Source organism: Gudongella sp. DL1XJH-153, from assembly GCF_049310905.1.
Classification (GTDB): domain Bacteria; phylum Bacillota; class Clostridia; order Tissierellales; family Tissierellaceae; genus Gudongella.
On the sequence record NZ_JBMEMN010000002.1, the window covers coordinates 156,666 to 175,142 of the forward strand.

The 18,477-nt window shown below is 41.8% G+C and carries 17 protein-coding genes; 6 read left to right on the plus strand and 11 right to left on the minus strand.

From position 1 onward, the window contains the following. Nucleotides 1–2: 2 nt before the first annotated feature. The 3 genes from ACOEN1_RS02350 to ACOEN1_RS02360 all read right to left on the minus strand — a co-directional run bounded on the left by ACOEN1_RS02350 (nt 3) and on the right by ACOEN1_RS02360 (nt 1,981). Complete coding sequence (locus ACOEN1_RS02350) at nt 3–653, minus strand: sugar transferase (RefSeq protein WP_422484808.1); 651 nt, start codon at nt 651–653, stop codon at nt 3–5. Nucleotides 654–907: 254 nt separating this feature from the next. Further along, a complete protein-coding gene (locus ACOEN1_RS02355) occupies nt 908–1,300 on the minus strand; it encodes a type II secretion system protein (protein ID WP_422484809.1) in 393 nt (130 codons plus the stop codon). Between the two features lie 33 nt (nt 1,301–1,333). Further along, nucleotides 1,334–1,981, minus strand: coding sequence for a winged helix-turn-helix transcriptional regulator (locus tag ACOEN1_RS02360; protein WP_422484810.1), 648 nt, complete (start codon nt 1,979–1,981; stop codon nt 1,334–1,336). Nucleotides 1,982–2,437: 456 nt separating this feature from the next. Between ACOEN1_RS02360 and ACOEN1_RS02365 the strand changes: the two genes are divergently transcribed. After that, nucleotides 2,438–3,604 (plus strand): S-layer homology domain-containing protein, encoded by a 1,167-nt coding sequence (locus ACOEN1_RS02365; protein ID WP_422484811.1) that lies wholly within the window; start codon nt 2,438–2,440, stop codon nt 3,602–3,604. Between the two features lie 175 nt (nt 3,605–3,779). Here ACOEN1_RS02365 and ACOEN1_RS02370 read toward each other — a convergent pair whose 3' ends face one another. The 4 genes from ACOEN1_RS02370 to purC are packed head-to-tail and all read right to left on the minus strand — an operon-like array spanning nt 3,780 to nt 8,622. Beyond that, nucleotides 3,780–5,054, minus strand: coding sequence for an adenylosuccinate synthase (locus ACOEN1_RS02370; protein ID WP_422484812.1), 1,275 nt, complete (start codon nt 5,052–5,054; stop codon nt 3,780–3,782). A gap of 13 nt (nt 5,055–5,067) precedes the next feature. Beyond that, entirely contained in the window at nt 5,068–6,498 is a 1,431-nt protein-coding gene (gene purB / locus ACOEN1_RS02375; protein ID WP_422484813.1) for an adenylosuccinate lyase, read from the minus strand. Nucleotides 6,499–6,513: 15 nt separating this feature from the next. Further along, entirely contained in the window at nt 6,514–7,911 is a 1,398-nt protein-coding gene (gene purF, locus ACOEN1_RS02380) for an amidophosphoribosyltransferase (protein WP_422484814.1), read from the minus strand. 6 nt (nt 7,912–7,917) lie between these two features. After that, a complete protein-coding gene (purC, locus tag ACOEN1_RS02385; protein ID WP_422484815.1) occupies nt 7,918–8,622 on the minus strand; it encodes a phosphoribosylaminoimidazolesuccinocarboxamide synthase in 705 nt (234 codons plus the stop codon). 330 nt (nt 8,623–8,952) lie between these two features. On the opposite strand from purC, the gene ACOEN1_RS02390 reads away from it, so the two are divergent. The 5 genes from ACOEN1_RS02390 (at nt 8,953) to ACOEN1_RS02410 (ending at nt 15,311) form a co-directional block, all read left to right on the plus strand. Then, nucleotides 8,953–10,785, plus strand: coding sequence for an NAD(P)-binding protein (locus tag ACOEN1_RS02390; RefSeq protein ID WP_422484816.1), 1,833 nt, complete (start codon nt 8,953–8,955; stop codon nt 10,783–10,785). After that, complete coding sequence (locus ACOEN1_RS02395) at nt 10,779–12,521, plus strand: NADH-dependent [FeFe] hydrogenase, group A6 (RefSeq protein ID WP_422484817.1); 1,743 nt, start codon at nt 10,779–10,781, stop codon at nt 12,519–12,521. Before ACOEN1_RS02390 ends, ACOEN1_RS02395 begins: the two co-directional genes overlap by 7 nt. Nucleotides 12,522–12,532: 11 nt before the next feature. After that, nucleotides 12,533–13,501, plus strand: a complete 969-nt coding sequence (locus ACOEN1_RS02400) for an ABC transporter substrate-binding protein (RefSeq protein ID WP_422484818.1) — start codon at nt 12,533–12,535, stop codon at nt 13,499–13,501. Continuing rightward, a complete protein-coding gene (locus tag ACOEN1_RS02405; protein ID WP_422484819.1) occupies nt 13,476–14,252 on the plus strand; it encodes an ABC transporter permease in 777 nt (258 codons plus the stop codon). Before ACOEN1_RS02400 ends, ACOEN1_RS02405 begins: the two co-directional genes overlap by 26 nt. A 366-nt stretch (nt 14,253–14,618) precedes the next feature. Then, complete coding sequence (locus ACOEN1_RS02410) at nt 14,619–15,311, plus strand: ABC transporter ATP-binding protein (protein ID WP_422484820.1); 693 nt, start codon at nt 14,619–14,621, stop codon at nt 15,309–15,311. A 51-nt stretch (nt 15,312–15,362) separates the two neighbouring features. Here ACOEN1_RS02410 and ACOEN1_RS02415 read toward each other — a convergent pair whose 3' ends face one another. The 4 genes from ACOEN1_RS02415 to ACOEN1_RS02430 all read right to left on the minus strand — a co-directional run bounded on the left by ACOEN1_RS02415 (nt 15,363) and on the right by ACOEN1_RS02430 (nt 18,224). Further along, complete coding sequence (locus ACOEN1_RS02415) at nt 15,363–15,851, minus strand: hypothetical protein (RefSeq protein WP_422484821.1); 489 nt, start codon at nt 15,849–15,851, stop codon at nt 15,363–15,365. 248 nt (nt 15,852–16,099) lie between these two features. Next, the gene (locus ACOEN1_RS02420; protein WP_422484822.1) at nt 16,100–16,720 is read right to left on the minus strand and encodes a choice-of-anchor J domain-containing protein; all 621 of its coding nucleotides are present in this window, start codon (nt 16,718–16,720) and stop codon (nt 16,100–16,102) included. A gap of 141 nt (nt 16,721–16,861) precedes the next feature. Next, nucleotides 16,862–17,428 carry a hypothetical protein gene (locus ACOEN1_RS02425; protein WP_422484823.1) on the minus strand — a complete coding sequence of 189 codons (567 nt, stop codon included), beginning with the start codon at nt 17,426–17,428 and terminating at the stop codon, nt 16,862–16,864. Nucleotides 17,429–17,564: 136 nt separating this feature from the next. Continuing rightward, nucleotides 17,565–18,224, minus strand: a complete 660-nt coding sequence (locus ACOEN1_RS02430; RefSeq protein WP_422484824.1) for a hypothetical protein — start codon at nt 18,222–18,224, stop codon at nt 17,565–17,567. Nucleotides 18,225–18,477: the final 253 nt, after the last annotated feature.

The window sequence follows — 18,477 nt, forward strand, 5'->3', positions numbered from 1 at the left end:
TCTTATAAGTTGGAATGACTCGAACCTTTACTTTCTTCTTTATCTTTAGTCATCTTTGCAATAACCCCAGTTCCACCTTCAATAACGCCTTTGCTCTTTAGAACAGCTGTAAAGGTTCCTATGAAACATATAAGATCAAACCAAAGACTTCTCTTCCTTACATACTTGCCATCCAACCTAGACTTTTCTTCTATAGGCAATTCATCTCTACCATTTATCTGAGCCCAGCCTGTAAGCCCAACTGGCACGTCATTAGCACCGTACTTGTCTCTTTCTTCAATCAGATCATACTGATTCCAAAGAGCAGGCCTAGGACCAATGATACTCATCTCACCCTTAAAGATATTGATGATTTGTGGAAGCTCATCAAGAGATGTTCTCCGTAAGAACTTACCTACCTTAGTTATCCACTGATCCGGATTCTCTAACAGATGTGTTGGTGTGTCCTTCGGTGTATCGATTAGCATGGTTCTAAACTTCAATATATGAAAATGACTCTTATGGATCCCGACTCTCTTCTGTTTAAAGAGAACAGGTCCAGGGGAGTCAACCTTAATTGCTATAATGAGTACTAAAAAAACAGGAGATAAAATGATAAGTCCTATGCCTGAAAGTATGATATCTATTAATCTTTTGATTTTTAAGTAAATCATGTTAGTTCCTCCTGCTCTATGTAAATGTATATTGGTGGTGTATAGAACACCTTATTTTCTTCTTTATATGCAGTGTTGTTATTGATTTTCAGTACTATATCTTGCATAATTCTGTGTTTTGATTGAATGGGACTACGTGTAATGCTTCTGTAACATTAGTACATTTAGCTGTTATGCCGAAACCCTTGCTATCACTGCCTTACAGCCTATTTATCCTTTCATCATACTCACGTCGGTCTATCCATCCAATTATATCACAGATAGGGTATTTCTCCTCCAGAATCATCCTCTGAGTCTTCCTTTTTTGTATCTATATGAATCTCACATCTAAATTTGCCATTAAGATAACTTATATCCCCTTCGATTGGACATACAATTCTGTCAGAAAGTTTATACTCACTCCTATAATATGTTTCTTGAGAAAACATGGTATTATCTAGCTCATTTTCTTCAAGGTAAGCTTCATATTCTTGATTCAAAACTCTTAAATTATACTTACAAACCGTTGATGCCGCTTTATCTCTTATTCCACCATAGCTTACCATAGCCAAAGACAATAAAATACCAAGAATTGATATTATCACTATCAACTCTATTAATGTGAAACCTTTTTTGAATTGGTTATCCACTTCCTTATTATCTTTCACCTATGGTCCCTCTAATGTATAAGACTTATATTCCTACTCCCACTCACCAAAGAACTGGATTATCTTCTCATCTTCATAACCCATCTGCAGCAGATGGCTCCTGATTATGTTTTCAAAAGTGTAGCTTGATACCATTACTCCGTCGTGCTCATACTTCTTGATGTCTACTTTGGAGATAACCGGATAACCTAGAAGCTCTGTGCCTCTTTTTTCAAGGTCATCATCTACTATTGCCTGTACTTTCATATCTATGTCCTCAGTATTGTTTACTACATTTAGGATTATTTCTGCTACTTCTCCAGCTCCGTAAAGGAGAATTGAGTGGAATCCTTTCTGTGAAACTCTCTTTAAGAATTCTTCTACTCCTGCTTTTGCAAGCTTGTGCAGATCCATCAGTTCCTGGATGTAGGTTACATTAAGGTAGTTCTTTCTTTTCTGTCCCTTTGGAGTTACGTGATACTTCACCTTTTTGGATGTTATGTACTCTCTTCTTACATATCCATTCATCTCGTATTCATCTATATATGCATTTATCATTGATGTTGCTGCTCCTATAGCTTTTCCTAGCTCCTTCTGTGTTGTGTCTGGATTATTGTCCATGTATTCAAGGATCATTAATTCCTTATACTTCAGTGTTGGTAGGAAAAAGCCGTTATCTTTTATAGTGTCTATTTTTCTCACCTCTCAAAATCATTCGTTTACTGAACGATTTAATTGTAACATGTTTCCAGTGAGATATCAATGGATTTCAGAAAGTATTTCAGTGTTTTTGTCAAAGGGGTTGGAGGTGTTTGTTTTAGTGGGGTTTGTGGGAGTTTTAAGAAGACAATGTACAGCTAACAGTGAACAATGAACAATTGAAAAGATAAGATCCTTCGGCAAGCCTCAGGAAGACAAAAGAGAGATCTTTCGACTTCGCTCAAGATGACGTATATAGTGCTACGAGGGTCAAGTTGATTCGCGAGGCTCAGCTTGGCAATAAAGAGTGCAATTATGCTTTAGCGAGTTGTTGTAGCAACCTTGTGAATGGGTATAGTATTATTGAAGGTATATGTTTTTTTACTTTTAAGGGTGGTCAATATGAAGGTCTGAATGAATCTACTAGCTTAGGAAAATTCAAACAAGGAGGTAATTAGAATGAAAAGAGCTTTGTTAGCAATAGTGCTTTCTATTTCAATGATTTTTGCAGTAGTTCCTGTTACTGCAATAGAACTTGATCCAGGTATTACTTTTGATCCTATTATTCCCGAGGTACCTGATATTCCCGATTTGACGCTGCAGCGCATTATCCTAAGTGACCAATTTCCAGTAGATAGGACTTTGGAAATAGGCGAAACGGTTGGCTTTTCAACAAGTCTTGATGCCAGTAGTGAAGTCACTGAGAACTTAGAATATGAATGGTATTTCATTGTTGAAGATGTTGTCTACTCCATTTCGGAAGGTGATGAAATGCAAGGCTGTTCCTTTGAATTTGCCAACAAGAATCTGCTTAGGATCACAGCGGAAGCAGATGCGGTTTCAGGCGAATATGGAGTTTACTGTATCGTATCATCGCCTTTAAGCATTTCAGCAACCAGCCGTGTAGCAGTGTTGACAGTTAACGGAGTTGAGGAAGATCCTGTTCCAGAAGAGGAAGTGGAAGATCCTGCTCCAGAGGAGGAAGAAGAAGATCCAGTTCCAGATGAAGAAGAGGAAGATCCTGTTCCAGATGAAGAAGAGGAAACTGAGGAAATTCCATATATGTTTCCTTTCACTGATGTAGCTGACAGCTCATGGTATCGTAATGATGTGGAAATCGCCCACAAAAATGGTTTAATCGATGGCAAGACCCCTACCCTATATTATCCAGACGATAACATGACTGTTGCAGAAGCTATCAAGCTTGCAGCATCCATGCACCAACTGTATTATGATGGAGTAGTTACACTGACAAATGGCAGTCCAAATTGGTACAGTTCCTACGTGAATTACGCATTGGCATACAATATCATCGACGGGGAATATCCCGACTACAATGCCAAGGTTTCTCGCGAGGAATTTGTCCATATCTTCTACAGTGCTCTGCCTTCCACTGAATATGGAGACATAAAAAGCGTTGGGGACGGAGCAATACCAGATGTTCCCATGAGTGGAAACTATGCAGGTGAAATCTACGGCTTTTACCGCGCAGGCATTCTGACCGGTTCTGACAGTGCAGGTACATTCAACCCAGAATCCAACATAAAACGCAGTGAAGTTGCAGCCATACTTACCCGTATGTTTGACAGCTCTGTAAGAAAGAGCATCACACTGCCTGCCATGTAATCTAATTTGATGCCCTCCACCATGGAGGGCATTTTACTTGGTTCTTTTGATTTATAGATGTAATAGACGAGGCTTTTGGGGTCAAGATCCTTCGTTTCCACTCAGGATGACAAATAAAAGGCACTTCCTTATTCGCTTTAAGAAAGTGCCATTTGATATTATCTTCAATTATATTCTAATCTATCTTTATATACTCGTCTCTTCCTGGGCCAACGGAGACGTAGGTGATTTTGGTTTCCAGGGCTCTTTGAATGTAGGAGATATATGCTCTAGCTGATGATGGCAAATCTTCCAGCTTCCTACATTTAGTAATGTCCTCTTTCCAGCCAAACATATACTCAATAACTGGTTCTGCTCTGTCCAGCTTTGGACCTACGGGGAAGTCATTGATCTTTTCTCCGTCGATTTTGTAAGCCGTACAGACAGGGATGTTCTCCATGTATGAAAGTACATCCAGTTTTGTCAGTGCAATTTCATCTGCTCCCTGTACAAGACAGCCGTACCTTGTTGCTACTACATCAAAGGCTCCAACTCTTCTTGGTCTTCCTGTTGCAGCTCCGTACTCTTCTCCTGCTTCCCTTAGCTTATCTGCTTCTTCACCTTCCATCTCTGCTGTAAAGGGTCCTTCTCCTACGCAGGATGAATATGCTTTTACCACTCCTACCGTTCTGTCCATCTTCTCCCCTGGTATTCCAGAGCCTATTGGTGCATAGGCTGCTATTGTTGATGACGATGTGGTGTAGGGGTAGATTCCGTAGTCTATATCCCTCAAAGCTCCAAGCTGGGCTTCAAACATAATGTCTTGGTTATCCCTGATTGCCTCTGTAAGAAAAACTCCGATATCTGCAATATATGGCTTTAGTCTTTCTCCGTATTTCAGAAGCCAGTCGTACATTTCCTGCCAATCTATCTTTTCCTTGCCGTATCCCTTTTCAATAAGTAGGTTCTCATATTTTACAACATCCTGAACTCTTTCCTTAAGAGAATCTTCGAAGAACAGCTCTCCCATTCGGATTCCCTTTTTTCTGTACTTGTCTGCATACACAGGAGCGATTCCTCTTTTTGTGGATCCGTACTTTTTGTCCTTTAGTCTCTCTTCTTCATATTGGTCAAGAAGAACATGGTAGGGCATACAGATTACTGCCTTGTCGCTTATCTTAAGGTTCTTTTCTGTTACAATTATTCCCTTCTCCTGGAGGCTGTCCAATTCACTGCACAGGTGTTCGATGTCAATAACCATTCCGTTTCCCATGATGTTTACAATATCATCCCTTAGGATTCCTGATGGAAGGAGATTAAAGATAAACTTTCCCTTTTCATTTACCACAGTATGGCCAGCATTGTTTCCTCCCTGATACCTTACAACGATATCCTGGTCCTGTGAAAGAAGATCCACCATTCTTCCCTTTCCTTCATCTCCCCAGTTTATTCCTACTATTGCGGTTTTCATCCATTACTCCCCCTTATACGGAAATAGTAACATCCATTCCAAGATCCTCTGAATACCTATCTAAAATTGCTTTTACTTCTCCTTGAACAAATTCCTCAACCTGTTGAACACTTCTTCCAATAAATCTCTCTGGTTTAATCATATCCCAAATTTCACTTTCTGTCATATTGAATTCAGGGTCGTTACCAAGTCTTTCAACCAGGTTGTTCTCGTTTCCATATACCTTGATGCTTTCTGCTGTTGCCAGTGAGTGTTTTCTAATGGATTCGTGGAGGACCTGTCTGTCTCCTCCCCTTTTTACACCTTCCATTAGTATTGTTTCTGTTGCCATAAATGGCAGCTCCTCTTGGAGGTGTTTTTCTATAACCTTTGGATAGACAACAAGTCCATCCGCTACATTTATATATAATGATAGTAGTCCGTCTGTTGCAAGAAATCCTTCTGGAATGCTCAGTCTTCTGTTTGCCGAATCATCAAGTGTCCTTTCAAGCCACTGCCCTGTTGTATTAAGGGCTGGATTGATTGAATCCGCAATAATGAATCTTGCAATTGATGCCATTCTTTCGCTTCTCATGGGGTTTCTTTTGTAAGCCATTGCAGATGAGCCAACCTGTGATTTTTCAAATGGCTCCTCGATTTCCTTCATATGTGCAAGTAATCTAACATCATTTGAAAACTTGTAGGCACTCTGGGCTATACCTGAAAGTACCTGAAGTACTTGGAAGTCGACCTTTCTTGAGTAGGTCTGTCCTGTTACAGGATATGTTCCTTCGAATCCCAGCTTTTCTGATATCTTTTGATCAAGTTGTTTCACCTTTTCTCCATCACCATCAAACAGCTCCATAAAGCTTGCCTGGCTTCCTGTTGTTCCCTTTGCTCCTCTAAGCTTAAGGGTTGAAAGTACAAACTCCAGGTATTCAAGATCAAGAAGCAGATCTTCAATCCACAGTGTTGCCCTTTTACCAACAGTTGTTGGCTGGGCTGGCTGAAAGTGTGTAAAGCCTAGTGTTGGTAGATCCTTGTATTCCATGGCAAAGTCTGAAAGAAGCTTAATAGTATTGACTAGCTTCTTTCTTACAAGAAGGAGTCCTTCCTTCATAAGAATTAGGTCTGTGTTGTCCCCGACAAAGCAGGATGTTGCTCCAAGGTGGATTATTCCCTTGGCATCAGGACACTGCTTTCCAAAGGCATGGATGTGTGACATTACATCATGGCGGATTTCCTTTTCCTTTGCCTCTGCCACTTCGTAGTTGATATTGTCCATATTGTCCTTCATCTGCTGGATCTGTTCCTCTGTTATATTAAGCCCAAGCTCCATCTGTGATTCTGCAAGGGCAATCCAGAGTTTTCTCCAGGTCCTGAATTTCTTGTCTTCGGAAAAGAGTCGTTGCATTTCCTCCCCTGCGTAGCGTTTGCTTAAGGGGCTTGTGTATTTGTCGTTCATCGTACTCCTCCTTCCCTACTCCTCTACTGGTACTTCCATCGGGTAGTCTCCGTCAAAGCAGGCCTTGCAGTAGAGGTCTCCTCCGCCTACTGATTCAACCATTCCCTCTGTTGAAAGGTAGCCCAGGGTATCTGCATCAATTATCTGTCTGATTTCCTCAACACTGTGCTTTGTTGCAATCAGGTGTTCCCTGTAGGGTGTGTCAATTCCAAAGTGGCAGGGATGCTTGACTGGTGGGCTGCTGACCCTGAAATGAACCTCAGTTGCTCCTGCTTCCCTTAGGATTTCAACCAATCTTCTTGATGTTGTTCCCCTTACGATTGAGTCATCAACTATCACTACTCTTTTACCCTCAATATTCTCTTTAAGCACATTAAGCTTAATCCTTACACCTTGTTCCCTTTGTCTCTGGTTTGGCTGGATAAAGGTTCTTCCAATATATTTGTTTTTTATAAGTCCGATTTCATATGGTATTCCTGATTCCTTGGAATAGCCTATTGCCGCTGGAACTCCGGAATCGGGAACTCCTATTACAACATCTGCTTCAACAGGGTATTCTCTTGCAAGTGTTGCACCTGCATTGTGTCTAGACTGATATACGCTTATTCCATCTATTCTTGAATCTGGTCTTGCAAAGTATATAAGCTCAAAGATGCAAAGTCTCTTTTTAACCCAGGTGTTCTGTCTGTAGGAATGAACTCCTTCATCATCTATTACTACAATCTCTCCGTTTTCAATATCCCTGATATATTTTGCCCCAACTGCATCAAGGGCACAGGTTTCCGATGCAAGGACATATCCGTTTTCTGTCTCTCCCAGACAAAGTGGTCTCAGGCCGTAGGGATCCCTTAGGCCGATCAGCATATCCTCTGTTGTTATAACAAGGGCATAGGCTCCCCGGATTATCTCTGCAACCCGTTTGATGGATTCAACTATTCCGTTTTTAAGGCTCCTTGCAATAAGGTTTACTATTACCTCTGTGTCCACGGCAGTCTGAAAGACTACTCCTCCGTCTTCTAGCATATCCCTCAATGCTGATGCATTTACCAGGTTTCCGTTGTGGGCAAGGGCTATGTTGGTATTCTTATAGTTTACAATCAGTGGCTGGGCATTTGCCAATCCTCCACCGCCTGATGTGGCATACCTTACATGACCGATTCCTATGTTTCCAAGCAATTCGCCAAAGTCATCCGGGTCTTCAAATACATCAGATACAAGCCCCTTGTTCTTGTATGTGCTGATCTTGCCCTCCATGCTTGTTGCAATTCCTGCGCTCTCCTGTCCCCTGTGCTGCAGGGCAAAGAGTCCATAATATATTTCCTCAGCGCAGTCAATGTTCTTCTCCCTGTTGTAGATTCCAACTACGCCGCATTCGTCCTTTAGTTTATCCTGAATAAGGTATGTCAATGCCATCCTCCCCTATTGTTCCAGTCTCTTCATAACTTCCTGGTACGCTTCCTTAATGTTTCCGAGGTCTCTTCTGAATCTGTCCTTGTCCAGCTTCTCGTTTGTCTCTGTATCCCAAAGTCTGCAGGTATCTGGTGATATTTCATCTGCAAGGATTGTCTCTCCATGGTATTTTCCAAACTCAAGCTTGAAATCAATAAGCTTTAAGTTTTTCTTTAGGAACAATTCTGAAAGAACCTCGTTTACGCGAAGTGCCATCCCTTTAATATGTTCAATTTCCTCTTCTGTAGCTAGTTTTAGAGCCAAAATATGTGAATCGTTTATCAAGGGATCTCCAAGCTCATCTACCTTATAGCTGAATTCCACTACAGGATTGTCAAAGAGGATTCCTTCCTCAACGCCATATCTTTTTGAAAATGACCCTGCTGAGACATTTCTTACAATTACTTCCAGTGGTATGATTTTAACCGCCTTAACCAGCTGCTCCCTGTCTGAAAGCAGTTCCTCAAAGTGATTGGGTACTCCCTCTTTTTCGAGGATCTCAAATAGCATTGCGCTCATCTTGTTGTTCACAATACCCTTATCCTCGATTGTTCCCTTCTTTGCTCCATTTCCTGCAGTTGCATCGTCCTTGTACTGAACGACGAATTTGTCCTTATCATCTGTCCTGAAAACCTTCTTTGCCTTACCTTCATAAACCATATCCAATTTTTTCATTGAATCCTCCTTTTTTTACTGTGTGGACGAGCTAACGGGTCAGTGAACATTGAACAATGAATATTGAACAATTGTTTGGGTCTAATCTTATGGGTCAAGTTTTAATTTTTTCTGTTTAACATAATTAATATCACCCAAATATTATACTGTATTCCTCTAAAGTTGTAAATGGAAATGGACTGGAAATGTTGACATAATCCCTCAATTAATGGTATTATATAATTGTAATCATTGTTAATAATTTAACTTCTGATAACTTTACTTAGAACCCAATTATATTACATAAATATACAGATTTTAAAGAGTAATAATTGAAAGGAGATGAAGGAAATGAGCAGACTAAGCATTATCACCCAGGACAAAGCCCAGGCTACTGTGGAGGATATGTACAAAGATCTTGAAAAAAGAATCACTGCTTCTCCTCCAGGACTGTGTCCAATCGACCTGTCTGCATCCTTCCTTAAGATGGCTCATGCCCAAACTTGTGGTAAATGTGTTCCCTGTCGAATCGGACTTGGACAGCTAATCAACCTTATGGAAGATGTAATGGACGGAAAAGCTACCTTAAAGACTATTGACCTCATTGAAAAGACTGCAAGGAGTATCTACAACTCTGCTGACTGTGCCATCGGTTATGAGGCTGCACATATGGTCATGAGGGGAGTTGAGGGCTTCAGGGACGACTATCTGGAGCATATCCTAAGAGACCGCTGCAATTTCAGCCTGTATCAATCTGTTCCTTGTGTATCATTGTGCCCAGCTGGTGTTGATGTACCGGGATACATAGCCCTGATCAATCAGGAGAAGTATGACGATGCGATAAGACTGATAAGAAAAGACAATCCGATGCCACTTACCTGTGCCTATGTATGTGAGCATCCATGTGAGACAAGATGTAGAAGGAATATGATGGACGACTCAATCAATATAAGGGGACTTAAGCGATATGCAGTTGACAATGCAGGAGATGTACCTCTTCCTGAGCCTGCTGAAAAGACAGGAAAAAGAGTTGCGATCGTAGGAGGAGGACCAAGCGGACTTTCCGCGGCATACTTCCTTTCAGTTATGGGACATCAGGTTGATGTCTACGAAAGCAGAAACCACCTTGGAGGAATGCTTCGCTACGGAATACCAAACTATAGATTGCCAAGAGACCTTTTGCAGCATGAAATCGATCAGATGCTATCACTTGGTGTAAAGGTCCATATGGGAGTCACAGTTGGAAAGGACATTTCAGTTGCTGAGCTGAAGGAGAGATTTGACAGCGTATATATTGCAATCGGTGCACATATCGACAAGAAGATCGGTATGGAAGGCGAGGATGCCAAGGGCGTCTATTCTGCAGTTGATGTCCTCCGGGATATCGGCGATGGAATCTACCCTGACTTCGAGGGCAAGCGCGTTCTTGTTCTTGGTGGAGGAAATGTTGCGATTGATGTTGCAAGATCTGCAGTTAGACTTGGATCAACCGAATCAAATATCATTTACAGAAGAAGAAAAGCTGATATGCCAGCAATGAAGGAAGAAATCGACGATGCAATTGCTGAAGGCTGCTCCATATATGAACTGTGCAGTCCAAAGACTATTGAAACAGATGATGAAGGCAATGTAACAGCACTTTGGGCACAACCACAGATAGTTGGAAAAATGTCTGATGGCAGACCTAAGACTGCTGATGCCAAAGAGAATCCTGTCAGGATCCCATGTGACATGATTGTAATTGCAATCGGTCAGGGAATTGAGACAAGAGACTTTGAAAAGGACGGAATTCCTGTACGTAAAGGATTGATTGATGCTTGGAGCACTGCCGATGTCAAGGATATACCGGGAGTATTTGCCGGTGGAGACTGCATCTCAGGTCCAGCAACAGTTATTCAGGCAATTGCTGCCGGCAAGGTTGCAGCTGCCAATATTGACAACTACCTTGGATTCCATCACGAGATTGAATCCGGAGTCCATATTCCAGAGCCCAGCCTATCAGACCGAATTCCATGTGGAAGGGTCAATATGACTGAAAGACTAGTATCTGAAAGGGTTGAGGATTTTGAACTTGTTGAAAAATCAATGACCTACCAGGAGGCAATGCAGGAGTCAAGTCGATGCCTAAGATGTGACCACTTCGGCTTTGGAGTATTCAAAGGAGGGAGGACTGAAAAATGGTAAACATAACTATTGATAAGAACACTCTTCTCGTCCCTGAAGGAATGACCATTCTGGATGCTGCAAAGAGCTGCCATGTATCAATCCCCAATCTGTGCTACATGGAGGAGCTGAATGAAATCGGCGCCTGCAGGGTTTGTGCGGTTGAGATTGAAGGCAGGGAAAGACTTGTAACAGCCTGCAACAATGTTGTTGAGGAAGGCATGAAGATCCATACAAACAGCCCCAAGGTAAGGGAATCAAGAAGAACAAATGTCGAGCTTATTCTATCCCAGCACGACTCAAACTGTGCCACCTGTGTCAGAAGCGGAAACTGCGCACTGCAGGATATCGCCAACGACCTTGGGATAATTGGCATACCATATGAGAAGACCCTTCCCCATGCAAGATGGACTGAAGGTTTTCCTCTGGTTAGAAACTACGAGAAATGCATAAAGTGCATGAGATGCATCCAGGTGTGTGACAAGGTCCAGGACCTTCAGGTCTGGGATATTGCAAACACGGGTTCAAGAACCAATGTTGACGTTTCGCATAATCTGAGGATTGAGGAATCAGACTGCGCACTTTGTGGCCAGTGCATTACCCACTGTCCAACAGGAGCACTTAGGGAAAGGGATGACACGGATATTGTATTCGATGCCCTTGCTGATCCCGACAAGATCCTTGTTGTCCAGATTGCACCTGCTGTAAGGGCAGCCTGGGGAGAGTCCCTTGGATTGGACAGGGAGTTTGCAACTGTAAAGAGACTTGCAACTGCCTTAAGAAGAATTGGATTTGACTATATATTTGATACAAACTTTACTGCCGACCTTACCATTATGGAAGAGGGAAGCGAGTTTATAGAGAGACTGGGAAATGCTGAAAATCATACATTCCCAATGTTTACATCATGCTGTCCAGGATGGATAAGGTTTATAAAGACCCAGTATCCTGATATGTTGGATCAGCTGTCAACTGCAAAGTCACCTCAGCAGATGTTTGGTGCGGTTGCAAAGAGCTACTATGCACAGGTGCTGGATGTAGATCCTTCAAAGATCTTTTCAGTGTCCATCATGCCTTGTACTGCCAAGAAGTTCGAAGCTGGTGTCCCAGTTATGAATTCAGCAGGAGCAGGTCAGGATGTTGATGTTGTCCTTACAACCCGTGAGGTTGAAAGACTTATTCGGGCTGAGAGCATTGATGTTGCCTACCTTCCTGAAGAGGAGCTTGATACTCCCCTTGGTTCCGGTTCCGGAGCTGCCGTAATATTCGGTGCAACTGGTGGAGTCATGGAAGCTGCACTTAGAAGTGCCTACTTCCTTGTTACAGGTGAGAATCCCGATCCGGATGCCTTCAAGGATGTCCGAGGTCGAGCTGGCTGGAAGGAAGCTACCTTCAATCTTGCAGGGACTGACTTGAGAGTGGCCGTTGCAAGTGGTCTTGGAAATACAAGAAAACTGGTTGAGGCAATCAGACGAGGTGAAGCTCATTACGACTTTGTTGAAATCATGGCATGTCCAGGTGGTTGTGCCGGTGGTGGAGGTCAGCCTATTTGGGATGGCAAGGAGCTTGCCGATGACAGATCTGATATTCTTTACGGTCTTGACAGGATAAGCGATATTAGATTTTCTCACGAGAATCCTTCCATAACCAAATGCTACGAGGAGTATTTTGAGAAACCGCTGTCCCACAAATCACACGAGCTGTTACACACTGACCACAGCACATGGGAACTTAACCCAACGCTTTGGGATAAATAACGAGGTGAATAATGAAAAAAAACATAATTCTACTGACGCTAATACTAATTCTTGGAGCGGCCTTTTCAGGCTGCTCCAATGAAGTTGCTGAACCAACTGAACCAGTCCAGTTCTCCTTTATGGAAGGAGTAACTGCTCTGACTGCTGCAAAGATGATGTCAGATGAGCCTGACCTTGGAAGAGAGATCCAGTATGATGTGTTGAAGGCACCTGACCTTCTAGCAGCAAGCATATTAAAGGAAGAGGCTGATATAGCAATGGTTCCGACAAACCTTGCAGCCCAGGCATACAACAAGGACCTCCCCTATCTTATTGTGGGGACCTCAACCTGGGGAAACCTGTATGTTGCTGGAACTGAAGATGTTCAGACTGTTGCGGACCTTAAGGACATGACCCTACATACCTTTGGAAAAGGCCTTACACCTGAGCTTGTGCTCTTGATGATCCTTCAGGACAATGGATTGGATCCGGAAACGGATATGGATATTCAATATATGGGCTCAGCTGCAGAAATTGGACCCTTTCTTCTTTCAGGACAGGCATCTCTTGGTGTTCTTCCCGAGCCTGCCATCTCAGGGGTTGTTATGAAGGGTGATGGTATAGAGGTACTACTTGACCTTAACTCCTTGTGGGCAGAGGCTAAGGGTGTCACAAAGGGCTATCCCCAGGCATGCCTGGTCATAAAGAAAACTTTGATTGAAGAAGATCCGGAGTTTGTGGAAAACTTCCTCCTGGAGTATAATAATAGTATCCAGTGGGCCAACGAAAACCCTGAAGCACTTGGGGACATTTCGGAAGAATTAGCTTTAGGTCCAGTTAAGGGTGCTGTTGTTCAGGGAATAGACAGAATGAACATTGGTGATTTCCCCATTGAGGATTCCCTTGAGGAATACAGGGTATATTACCAGGCCATTATGGACTTTGCCCCTGACTTTATTGGAGGAGAGCTGCCGGATGAAGAGATTTACTATACAAGATAAAGGTCTTAAACTTATCTCCGCATTGTTTTTAATCGGGGTTTGGTCTCTCTTGTCTCTTTTTGTCGGCAAGGAAGTTTTGATTCCTTCTCCATTGGCTACACTTAATAGTTTGATTGAAATTGTTGGAGAAGAAGGATTTTTAAAGACAGTATTTTATACAATGGCAAGAAGCCTTGGAGGATTTTTTTCCTCCCTGCTTCTTGCTGTTTTTTTTGGTGGCCTTTCCAAGTGGTCAAGGACTGTAAGACTCTTGTTTAAACCCTTTGCTGAATTCCTAAGCTCCGTTCCCGTTATTGCAATTATTCTTCTTGCCCTTATTTGGCTGCACAACAGTCTGGTTCCACTTTTTGTAGGCTTTCTTGTTGTATTCCCCATCATGTATGAAACAGTCCTTTCATCCCTTGATGGGATTGACAAGGGGCTACTCCAGATGGCCAAGGTATACAAGGTAAGGAAGCTGGCACTGATCAGGGATATATACATACCAGTTATATTTCAGGGACTTTCAAACATATCAGCAACAACCCTCTCAACTACCTTGAAGATGGTAGTTGCAGGAGAGGTGCTTTCACAGCCAGGCTTTTCAATTGGGGCTGATTTGCAGCTGCAGAGGATGTATTTGAATACCGCTGGGGTCTTTGCCTGGATCATTGTTATTCTTGTGATTTCCAAGGTGCTTAATGTGCTGGTGGAAAAAATAAAGACAGGGGGACGTTTCAGTCGTCTTTTTTGGGGAGAAAATAATCAATGAACACGATTTAGTTAAGAAGTAAGAAGTAAGAGTTGAGAGTTAAGAGCTAAGATCTAAGAAGTAAGAAGTAAAAATTAAAAACTAAGAGTTGAGAGTTAAGAAGTAAGAGGTAAGAAGTAAGAAATGAGAGTTAAGAGCTAAGTGAAAAGTAATAGTTAAGAGGTAAGAGTTGAGAGCTAAGATCTAAGAAGTGAGAGTTAAGAGCTAAGATCTAAGAAGTAAGAGTTGAGAAGATTGTTTGGGTCGAGCTGCGGGGTTAAGATCCTTCGTAAACTCAGATACCCCCTCGATGAATTACAACAAAATCAGAGATTTTGAGTAATTCTATCGCCGGGCACTTATGACAATTATAAGGATGTGGTGGATATGTACAAAATAGAAAACCTAACTAAAAAATATAATGACCTCTTCGTCCTTGATAATATCTCAATGGACTTTATTGAAGGTGGCACAACCTGCATCCTTGGACCTTCCGGTTGCGGAAAGACAACCCTGCTTAATATTATATCCGGCATTGAGTCGGCTGATTCAGGTGATGTCATAGGCTTCGATGATACCGAGCTTTCCTTTGTATTCCAGGAGGATCGGCTTATTCCATGGAGAAATGTATTGGATAATCTTAGGTTTGTGCTTAGCGGAAATGATGATATCGCTGACAAGGACAAGCTGGTAGAAAGCTACTTGGATAAGGTTGGTCTATTGGAGTACAAGAACTATTACCCAAGTGAACTAAGTGGTGGTATGAAAAAAAGGATTGGTATACTCCGGGCTTTTATCTACCCCTCCTCCATCCTTCTTATGGATGAGCCCTTATCATCCATTGACATATCAAACAAGAAGGTGCTGATGGACTTTTTCAGGGAATTGATGGATATGGAGAATCGATCCTGCATCCTTGTAACCCATGACCTCGAGGAAGCCATACATCTTGGGGACCAGATTATCGTCCTGAGTGACAAGCCCTCAAAGGTTGCAAATGTTATTAAAAATATATACGCTGTTGAGCCTAATGAGGAGAATATGGTCAAGATGAAAAAGGTGTTGGAGAGGGAGTTTTAGTTGCATAAAAATGAGGCAAGGAAAATTGATTGATATCCTTGCCTCTTGTTATTATGATACTGGAACTACCACAATAGGTGTATCTGAATTTGTGTCAACCTCAAGACCACAATAGAAAACGTTTGAAGGATTTCCTATCTCTTCGATAGCCACGACTAGTGGAGAAGTGGTGACCATTGTTGGATTATTAACTCCCCCATGGTATTCCACGTCCACGTTGATAGAAAATTCTATGATATCTTCATCTACAACTGAAGCTAGTATACCATCATAAGGTCCATAGAAAACATAATCAGTAAATAATCCACCATAATCATCACTTAAATAGATATGGTAGTCAGTTCCTCCAAATTCAATCTCTTTAAATGGTTGATTATAATAATTAATGGTCCCACTATCCTTTAACCTGTAGATAGGTTGAGACATTCCCACTGCTTCAGTTATCAATACACTGTCACTTAAGTCAGTAAATCCATTGAAGTCATTACTTGTTATTATCCATTCATTTATTGCACTTTCATCATCCCTGGCTATCCTCATCGGATTTCGTTCAGGTCCACACCGCACGTGCGACTTTCACCGCATACGGCGTTCCATCGATAATAGAATGCTCCATCGATACCCCCATATCGATTTCACACTTTAATACTATCAAACGATTACTGATAGAGCAAGATAATTATAAATAAGTTTTTACTAGTCACATTTAATGACAAGAGTTTTCAGCGCATTAGTGTTACTGTGAGTATAAAAGACCAGAGAATCATAATTGATTCCCTGGTCTTTTGTTACTTGCTTTCTGAGATTGTCACATCATCGATGTACAGACCAGAGTATGTTACCGAGCCATCAGTAGTAATCCTGAATCTCAACTGAATATCTTCGTCATTATAGGATTCGATTGTGTAAGATTTCAGTTCCCATGGAACTTGCACTGTACTTCCAGTATGCGCCCACATTTGCATCCAACTACCACCATTCAATGATAATTCTACATATGCATTATCCCATGAACTTGATTCGATGTACAATGCTTGCATCCACTCAATCACAAGATCTGATCCTGCCTCTACTCCGGTTAGCTGAATTACTGGTGATGTTAAGGTTTCATCAGCACCGTTGCTGTAATTTCCATTTAGATCTGTACCCCAGCATTTATCCCCAGACGCAGCGCTTTCAGGCCAGACAGTTGGTGTTCCCCATTCCCATCTAGCTCCATATCCCGATACTGTGTAATCTCCGTCAGTATCCTCAAAATCCTCCTCGTAGAAAAATACTAATTCTGGTTCATCATCCCTGACTATCCCTTCTAGGATTTCGTTCAGGTCCACACCGCACGTGCGACTTTCACCGCATACGGCGTTCCATCGATAATAGAATGCTCCATCGATACCCCCATATCGATTCACACTTTAATACTATCAAGCGTTGACGGTATATGTCAATAAGTTGAGCATATTAGTGACACAAGTTGTGACAGAAAAGACAGTCTGTACGAATAGACGTCCTATTTCATGTAAAAAGCTGGCAAAATATGCCAGCTTTTTAAGCTAAATATCTAGTTGCACTGAAATGTTGTCTACAAAAAAATGGTTGTAATAGATTGTACCAGGTTCATAGCCTACATTGACACCTATCTTGATTTCCACTGTCTCACCAGCGTAATCTGATAAATCATATGTGAATGTCTGATTTCCCATGGTACCAGTTACCCATCTTACTATTTCTGTTCCTTCAATGGTTACATTCATCCAATCTGAATTCATTGTACCTGCTTGTATTCTGTAATTCATTGAAAGGGTCTCTGGATTCGTTGCTGAAACATCTACAGTTTGTGCAATCGAGGTTGTGTATGCAGCCAGATTCCCTCCACCATCTGAAAGATAGGCTTCGCGTCCATCAATATTCAAACTGATTACAGGATATCCTGAGTCCGATACGACTGTCCAACCTGAAAAGTTACCTGTTTCAAAATCTCCATTTACTATTTTATTTACTGCTACCTCATCATCCCCGACTATCCTCCTTGGGATTTCGTTCAGGTCCACACCATACGTGCGACTTTCATCGCATACGGCGCTCCATCGATAATAGGATTGTACTTTTGATACCCCCATATCAGTTATACACCTAAATAATAAGCCCGACTGTGGATTTATGTCAACAGATTATATTTTGCGTTGACACATATGGTGACAAAATTAGGGGCAAAGGATTTTCACCCTTGCCCCTTGATACTATCGAATGTCTTTATTATCTTGGTGTAAACTTGCTTCTAGGATGGACCAAAGCAAATGCTACGTATTCTCCTTCCTCTACTGGCATCAGTACAAGCAACAGATCAGCCTCTGCTTCTACTCCTTCCTCGTATGTGAATGCTATAACTCCATCTGTCTCACTGGCATCCTCAAGGACTCTCAATCCCTCTGTGTTGTAATCCAGTATCTTATCCGCAAGCTCCTGGAAAGTATCCTGGATATACAGGTCATCAAATATGTCCTCGAAAGTTCCACCATACTCATAATAATGTAGCTCCTCATAGAACATATCCATCAAATAACCTTCTCCGCCATCAAGTACTAGAACAATTAGCGGATATGGAAGATCTAAAGCTCCAAGATCATCCTGATAATCATAGGGATTCTCCTCTGAGAATGTTATGATGACTATCTCATTCTCCAATCCATTCTCTGGCTGATTGTAGATATTTAGACCATACCCCGTCACAACAGCCTCAACATCACCTTCAGACATTTCAATATCAAATTCTGTCATAAAAATCTCAAGCAAATCATCATCCCTGACTATCCCCTTTGGGATTTCGTCCAGGTCCACACCGCACGTGCGACTTTCACCGCATACGGCGTTCCATCGATAATAGCATGGTAGATCGATACCCCCATATCGATTCACACTTTAATACTATCAAGCGTTAATGGTATATGTCAATAAGGTGTGTTTTGTCTTGGCACTACTTGTGACAGCACAGGTAAGAAGACGAGTGAAACGTCCGAGACCACTGAAAAAGTCTACTTTTTAAACCAAGATTAAATCAAATTTTACTCTTTTGGTAAGCATATCGAAAATGATTAAGGGAAAATTGAATTTTGTCAATAATTTAGAGGATAGTATTGCTGCTATCCTCTTTAAATTAACTGCAATTGCA